General features: G+C 31.6%; 7 protein-coding genes. All 7 read right to left on the bottom strand.

Annotated features, from left to right (window positions below; genetic code table 11):
• Positions 1–299, bottom strand: a 299-nt coding sequence (locus ELS83_RS21290; RefSeq protein WP_171597568.1) for a hypothetical protein, incomplete at its 3' end; no start/stop codon positions are given.
• A gap of 150 nt (positions 300–449) precedes the next feature.
• Positions 450–1,184 (bottom strand): hypothetical protein, encoded by a 735-nt coding sequence (locus ELS83_RS21285; protein ID WP_171597567.1) that lies wholly within the window; start codon positions 1,182–1,184, stop codon positions 450–452.
• A 667-nt stretch (positions 1,185–1,851) separates the two neighbouring features.
• The gene (locus ELS83_RS21280) at positions 1,852–3,243 is read right to left on the bottom strand and encodes a DUF3987 domain-containing protein (protein ID WP_171597566.1); all 1,392 of its coding nucleotides are present in this window, start codon (positions 3,241–3,243) and stop codon (positions 1,852–1,854) included.
• 4 nt (positions 3,244–3,247) lie between these two features.
• Positions 3,248–3,625 (bottom strand): PriCT-2 domain-containing protein, encoded by a 378-nt coding sequence (locus ELS83_RS21275; RefSeq protein ID WP_171597565.1) that lies wholly within the window; start codon positions 3,623–3,625, stop codon positions 3,248–3,250.
• Positions 3,609–4,094, bottom strand: coding sequence for a BT4734/BF3469 family protein (locus ELS83_RS21270; protein ID WP_171597564.1), 486 nt, complete (start codon positions 4,092–4,094; stop codon positions 3,609–3,611). Before ELS83_RS21270 ends, ELS83_RS21275 begins: the two co-directional genes overlap by 17 nt.
• Positions 4,095–4,375: 281 nt before the next feature.
• Complete coding sequence (locus ELS83_RS21265; RefSeq protein WP_171597563.1) at positions 4,376–4,663, bottom strand: helix-turn-helix domain-containing protein; 288 nt, start codon at positions 4,661–4,663, stop codon at positions 4,376–4,378.
• Positions 4,664–4,818: 155 nt separating this feature from the next.
• On the bottom strand, positions 4,819–6,153 hold the full coding sequence (locus ELS83_RS21260) for a hypothetical protein (protein ID WP_171597562.1): 1,335 nt from the start codon (positions 6,151–6,153) through the stop codon (positions 4,819–4,821).
• Positions 6,154–6,565 lie beyond the last annotated feature (412 nt).

The raw sequence follows: 6,565 nt of genomic DNA, 5'->3' as shown, positions 1-6,565 counted from the left end.
ATGTTAATAGGAAATTTTTGCACATAAACATTGGGGTCATAATCTGGTTTTAAACTATCTGCAGGCGGAGAAGGTGGTAATAATCTTTCTTTTCCACCGAACCTATAAAAAGTCAATTCTTTGTTTGAAACATCCACTAAAAGTTGAGTCGGAGCGATAAAACAAGGAAAAAACTGTATAAGGATCTTACTAATCTGATCACTATTTCTCTTGATAGATTTTTGTTCTTGACCAAAACTGTTTAGTGTCAGGCTTATTAAAAATGCTGCAAATAGTATTTTCAAAATGGGATACTTCATTTTTTTTAATTTGCGCTTAACGGTTTTGCTAAAATTTGAGGACGATTTTCAACCACCGCCTTATCAAAACCGCATTGCGTTTATTGTTTTTGTTACATCATCAAGTTCGGTGTCACCACCCTTTAATTTAAGCTTTTGTTGCACCTTGTTTTATTTCACCTTTCTATATTTAATCTCATAGTCTTCTTGATTGTTTATTAATTCATCGTTTTTTATAAACATATAGCTAGATCCTATGGAACTTTTAATATCTATATATGTGCTGTCATGCCCCCAATGATGACTACCAAATGACCTTAAGAATACACCGTTATCTCTACCAAGTTGATATTCTCCCTTATACACTATTTTCTCACCTGAACCATATGTAATGTATTCCCATGTATTTTCATTACTAAATATGTAATAAGAATTACTAATGTTTGAATGATTAACCCATTTCCCAATTAATTCATTTTTAAGTGTTGGAACAACATTAATCTGACCTTTCAACTCATTAATTTCTCTATTTTGAATAAAAGCTAAAGGACCTAGAATTAGCGTTGATATTCCTGTTAAAATCCCAACAATAGTTGAAGTTGTTTTAAGAAAGCTACGTCTAGATTCACTTGTGAACTCTTTTTTAGTAATAGATAATTCCATTTCATAACCTCCGTTTTTAAAGAAGATTAACCCCTTTCCATTTATTGTAACTAATGCGTCTTTTCCATCCATTGAACAAGCGTCGATGAAATCTATATATCCATCGTAATTTATTTCTTCACAATATGAATAACACACATCAATATCTAAATTTAACAAAGAGCTTAGCTTTACAGCATTAGTATTCTTCAATTCAGCAATTTTATCGAGGAGTAAGTGTTTAATTAAAATTTCATCTTCCATGCTGTTTCTATTAAAATGAGGCACAATGGTGATATAACACTAATGTAATGCTAAATCAAGCATTTGTTTATTTCTATAAGTTATTATTCTGTTTCTTACCTTTGGGTAAATTTCTAACGTTATTGTGTAATCTATGTCCAAAAAACAGATTGAATTTAACAATATCTTATTGAATAACAAAATTCAACTTTTATAAGGCTAGATAATCAAAAAGCCAATCAATATTTCATTGACTCAAGTCTTGATTGCTCGAAGTCTGAAATAACAATTGGCTTAAAACAGATATAAAAATTTCTTTCTCTACTTGTTTGTATTCATTTTAGCCTATACTCTTTGAGACATACAGCAAAACATATAAGAATGTAGGAATATTGACTCATTTAATGTATTCAATTGAGTGTTCCTAAAATGAACTTTCTTTTTTCTCACACAATTATTCTTTTAAAAAAAATTCAAAAACTAAATTCACATTCCTATAGCTGCAAGCAGCAATCGAATAAAACAACACTTTAACCACTGTAATTCAACATATACACTCACTAAAAAAGAAGCATCAACCGAAGTAGCAACCGCTCCAACTTTTAAATATTGGAAATCGATTGATGCTTCGATTGATGCCTCTTCTACATCATTGTAAAATAGTGTATTTCAGCTTAATTACACCTTATTAAATCGGTTGATGCTTGATGCCTTTAAGAATTATAAAAGTTGATTCTTTTCCTCCATTTTCTGGTTTTCTTTTCTCTAATGATATTAATGATCTATCTAGCATTTCATCAACAAGCTTTTGAGCCTGTGTTTTATTCTTACAACCTGCAACTTTTTTTGTGTAAATATCTCGTAAACTACATATCCCTCCATGCTTTTTTATCCAAACCATAGACTGGTTTATCTTTTTGTCAATGGTAGAGCTATGCAATACATTCTGAATTTTTGCAGCCTGAGACTTAAAAAAAGTTGTCAACTCTATTGCTTTTTCCAGACTATCTAAACTAATTTCTTTGAATTCACTTTCGCCAAACCCAAACTTACAAGCTTCAATTATAAGAGCAAAACGAACAGTATATCCTGCAAACTTGGATAAAATCCCTCTTAAATAATAAGGTGTTTCATCTGAGTTCATTTCCTCATAAAGAGTATTATTTAAATAATCACTAAATCTATCATGAGTACTTTTTGCGAACTTTACAGATATTGGTAACTCATCGGAAGCTTTATGAAAATAGGTCTTTTTGAATGCCCTAATAAAAGAGTCTTTCAAAGTTAAATCAACTTCTTTTTCTGTATAGTTGAGTTTTACTGGTGGTGGCATTGCGAATAGGATTCTATCAATAAAACCGTTATCCTTACTTTTTGATAGTTCATCTAACACATCTGGCTGAATGCAACCCAAAACATTAACAAAAGGACGATTTAAATATTGAGGTTCATCCTCAGATTTACGATTGATAATTGTGTCAGCACAACTCCAAAAAGACAACCATTTTTCCTGATCTGAACCATTCCCTTGTCTATATTGGTTCATCCCTTTTACCCACCCTACCAATTCATCTTGAATAAAAATAATACCTAAAGGTTGTTTCTGTAACAAACCAGAAAGAGCTTCAATAGTAGCATCATTGGTTTTTATTTGTTCTAAAGTTGGAGGAACAGGCTTTTGGGGTTTCTCTTTTTCTAGTCGTTCCTTTTTTGTTAGCATTTTCCATTTGCCTAACTCTTCATCATATGCTTCCAAATTTTTATTATAGGCTTCTTTCTGGGATTTATAAACTTCTGCATATTCCTTTTGCAAAGCATCTACTGCTATAGTTCCCATTTTTAAAGCTGGTGATTTCTTTGCTCCTGGTTCTGCAACAATTGCAGCAAATAATACAGGCGATTCTTTCCAGTCTTTTTTCACTTCAGCTACTGCCTTACTCCCTATGGCTAAACCAAAGCTAGAGAGTACAGGCATTGCAATAAAATCAATAGGACAATTCAAAGCTTCAGAAGATTCAATAATAAAATCCTGTAATGATTTTGGAAAAACATGTATCGGAAACTGTTCTTTATTATCCATATTCTTATGCTTTTAATAATACCCCATTCACCTTTGCCAGATAAAAAAGAGTAGAAATAGTAATTCCACCACCTTTACAATTCAGGCATTTGGTATATTGCCTATCGCATTTTTCTCTATTATAGTCTGGATTAAAACGGCTTATTCTGTGGAAGTAGTTTCTTCCTGATTCTCCAATACTTTCTGCTAGACTAAACCCGATATTTCTCCAATTTTCATATCCCTGAGTAATATCTATATGACTCGACTCTATTTTTAATGTCAATTTCTGAATCCTTGATTCATCATCATCGAGATATTGGCTAATGGTACTTCTATAATTAGTAGTTTCAGGTTTCTTCTCTTCTTTTAGCCATTCAAATGGATTAAATTCTTTTTTCATGATCTAGATATTTGGGATTGATATAAACCTCAGGATCATATGGTAAAAAACAAGCTCGTCCAATGTCTTTGCCTGAACCATCCACTTGCAACTGATATGTCTGCATTAAATAGTTGCTAACTGCTTTGAAATAGCTCTTGTGATCCAATATCGAGATATCTACTTCTATTACCCATTTTAAGCCATCTCCTGAAGGTGATCGAAAGAGTAATACCGTTTCGAGATATTCATCATTTAATAGTTTACCTCTAATCTCATCCACATGAAGTAAATGATCAAAGTCCAGAACTAGTAAACTAGAATGCTGCACTAGGTATTTATCTCCACGCTTGGTAAATATTCCTGAGAAACAGGCGTAGTTAAACTGGTTGGCTTTGAATTTTCTTGCTCTTTCAGGATCGCACAGCTTCCGCAAGGTTATGGTGCTAACAATATTCCAATGCCCTTTAATTAGATTATAGGCGTCCAATACATTAATAGTTCTATAAGGTATGGTATTAGATATTGGTTTCTTGAAGAAACTAAACTCTGGTTTCTTAGTTTTTATCTGGTTATCTAGATAATGGATATCTGGTTTACTAGTTAGTTTACTAGTAACTTTACTAGTTAGATCTAGTGTCATAATGTCTTTTTTATGAATTTTAGGGCATAGTTATCCTATTTACGAAGCTTCTCTACCTCGCAGTATATGTACTTTTACCCGTTTACTAGTTAATATTTAAAAGGAGAAACTTCCTTTTTTGAGAAAGCCTACTTGAAGGATTGTATGTAGTTCTTATCTAAATGAGCTTGGATATCTGAGCTCTTATAATAGATTTTTGAACCAATTTGAGAGAATGGAAGAGTACCATTATCTCGATAAGTTTGAAGGGTTCGTTTACTTATAAGAAGTGTTTGACAAACCTCTTGATTATCGAGCCATCTTTCTTCAAGTGGATAAAAGTGTTTTCTACTTAATTTTTCAACAGCTTCTTCCATGCTTTTTAGCTGTGAGTTGATTTTTTGGAAAGCATCGCTGCTCATGGTAATGACGTTCATTTATTTTCATTTTAATAATTATAACTCACCAACCATTGGTGAATCATTTCGGAAGCAAACATATGCAGTCTAAAGCAAAAAAAAGGGTTGCAATAGGGTTGCACAACCCCATCGTAACCCTACTGATAATCTTCACATTGATCATCTATATTTTTTCAATATTTTTGTAAAGCTTGTCTTAAGCGAACTAATTTTTTATCCCATTCTTCAATAGTTCTACTGCGTGGTGCATCATAATGCTTCCTAATTGATTTAAAACTAAAATCACCCTTTTGTTTTGAAATAAAAGTAGCTGCAACCTGCTTTGTTAATTTACCAAGCTCCCTTTTTGAAATAGAAACTATATTTTCTTCAACTAGTAATTTAAACAATAGTGCTATCTCTGCCACTGTAAGTTGAGTCTTAATCTTTCCAAAATCAGGAGTATTATTAGCAGTATTCAGTGATAAACTTTCTAAATTAACAAGCTTTCCATCCACATATTTAATTAACTCATCCAAAGTAATGGTATCCAATTTCATAATATTAGATAGATGATAATCACTATATGAAGGACTATTTCTCATCTTATTCAATCTGGTTTTGAAATCAGTTACAATCTCTTTAATTATTTTTTCATCCTTCCCAAATATTGAGAGATCAATTGATTCTTTAAAATACTCTATTGTTAGATCAGGAGTAATATTAGTCTCAATTATTAAATTCAAAGCTTCTTTCTCTCTCTCATGCTTATCATCTTTATTCAATATAGATTTCAACGTATTCAATACTCCTTGATAAAGAGCCTTTTGTTCTTCCGAATCTTTTCTAGCTAAATTTATTAGCTTTCTAATATCTGAAATAAACTCACCAAAACGTCTGGATTCTGTTAAAGGAGTATCTTTATAAGGTTGTAATAAGCGATTCTTAATTTCTAATTCAATTTTACTTCGGTTAATAGTTCTAGAATATTCTTTTGATTCAATTGTCATACCATCAACTTGAACAAAATCATCTCCATTTGAATATTTAATTTTAAACTCATTTTGCCATTCTAACACCTTCTCAAAATTAATCCTACTATACTTCAATTCGAGATATTCTTCTTGTAAAACATCATTTAATGAAACAAATAAACTCTCAGTTATAAATCTTAATATACCTACAACTCCTTCATAGGTCAACAAAAGATTATTGTAGTACACAAGAGAGTTAGATTCATTAGGAAGTACCAGTTCATTAATGGCTTCTTGGATTTTCTTTTCAATTTCAATTTTAAAGTTTATTAACCGTTTTGCCCTAAACTCAAACATAGACTGAACTATATCATTAGAAACCCCTCGTCCTGCAATATCGAAATAAGTGCTTTTAATTCGATCAAATTCATTAATCATGTCAACACTAACATCCTTTTCTATGAAATCGACTTTCAATTCAATGTCACTGCTATGTAATTCATGTCCATATGTGTTAAAAAATAACCTTTCCAGAAATTCTAACTCATCCTTCATAATATTCAATTGGATTTTTTATAGGTCGACAAAACTAATAAAATACGAAGCATTATGAACAATTTTATTATCTTTGAAATGCTAGCAAATGAATACATTTTGATAAAAAGCAAAGCAATCCATTAGTTGTAGAAATAGGTGTAGCAAAAAACCGTTTACAGGCTTAAAGTATTGCATTTCAAGATATGTGAGAGTCATGGTTCAAGTTCCTCTCTCTCCGCAGACAAAGGGAACTTCAAAAATGAGGTTCCCTTTTTTTTATGCAATGTCCCGTCCTGAAATAAGTTGACAGTAAATCGACTTATTTATGAAAATATTGAGAAAGACTGTAGCAAGGCGTACCCAACGAAATTATAATTTATCCTTTAAATTGTCAGTTGTACGTCAAGTTGAAGAAGGGGAAATGACCTAC

It is taken from the genome of Marinifilum caeruleilacunae (genome assembly GCF_013141825.1).
Taxonomy (GTDB): Bacteria; Bacteroidota; Bacteroidia; order Bacteroidales; family Marinifilaceae; genus Marinifilum; species Marinifilum caeruleilacunae.
Note: the sequence above shows the minus strand (reverse complement) of the source record. Positions and strands in the feature narration are given on the sequence as shown.

Excerpts from the sequence above, each read along its gene's own strand:
- ELS83_RS21275 (WP_171597565.1), bottom strand. The coding sequence starts at position 3,625 with ATGAAAAAAGAATTTAATCCATTTGAATGGCTAAAAGAAGAGAAGAAA.
- ELS83_RS21265 (WP_171597563.1), bottom strand. The coding sequence starts at position 4,663 with ATGAACGTCATTACCATGAGCAGCGATGCTTTCCAAAAAATCAACTCA.
- ELS83_RS21285 (WP_171597567.1), bottom strand. The coding sequence starts at position 1,184 with ATGGAAGATGAAATTTTAATTAAACACTTACTCCTCGATAAAATTGCT.
- ELS83_RS21280 (WP_171597566.1), bottom strand. The coding sequence starts at position 3,243 with ATGGATAATAAAGAACAGTTTCCGATACATGTTTTTCCAAAATCATTA.
- ELS83_RS21260 (WP_171597562.1), bottom strand. The coding sequence starts at position 6,153 with ATGAAGGATGAGTTAGAATTTCTGGAAAGGTTATTTTTTAACACATAT.